The organism is Pseudomonas sp. KCJK9058 (assembly GCF_046230975.1).
In the GTDB taxonomy this organism is placed as follows: Bacteria; Pseudomonadota; Gammaproteobacteria; order Pseudomonadales; family Pseudomonadaceae; genus Aquipseudomonas; species Aquipseudomonas alloputida.
In genome coordinates this window covers 1-304 of sequence record NZ_JBJJLR010000150.1, presented here as the reverse complement: position 1 = coordinate 304, position 304 = coordinate 1, and the positions used below count along the sequence as shown (strand labels likewise).

The following is a 304-nucleotide window of genomic DNA, read 5'->3' as shown; positions in this document are numbered from 1 at the left end:
CACGTACTACCGCTATGACGAGCGCCAGCACCTGGTCGCCGTAACAGACGCGCTGAACCAGACCACCACGCTGGCGCGCAAGCCCGACGGTGAAGTGCTGCGCATCAGCCACCCGGACGGCACCACGGAAAGCTTTACCTACAACGTCTACGGTCAGGTGCTCAGCCACACCGACGGCAAGGGCCAGACCACCCGCCTGATGCGCACGGCCCGTGGCCTGCCGAGCAGCCGCCAGGATGCCAAGGGCCAGCGGGTTCGCTACGAGTACGATAAGGCCATTCGCCTGACCGCGCTGGTCAACGAA

At 65.5% G+C, this 304-nt stretch carries 1 protein-coding gene; it reads left to right on the top strand.

Annotated elements, in window-relative coordinates; all coding sequences use genetic code 11:
• Window positions 1–304, top strand: a 304-nt coding sequence (locus tag ACK59Z_RS25995; RefSeq protein ID WP_409294025.1) for a hypothetical protein, incomplete at both ends; no start/stop codon positions are given.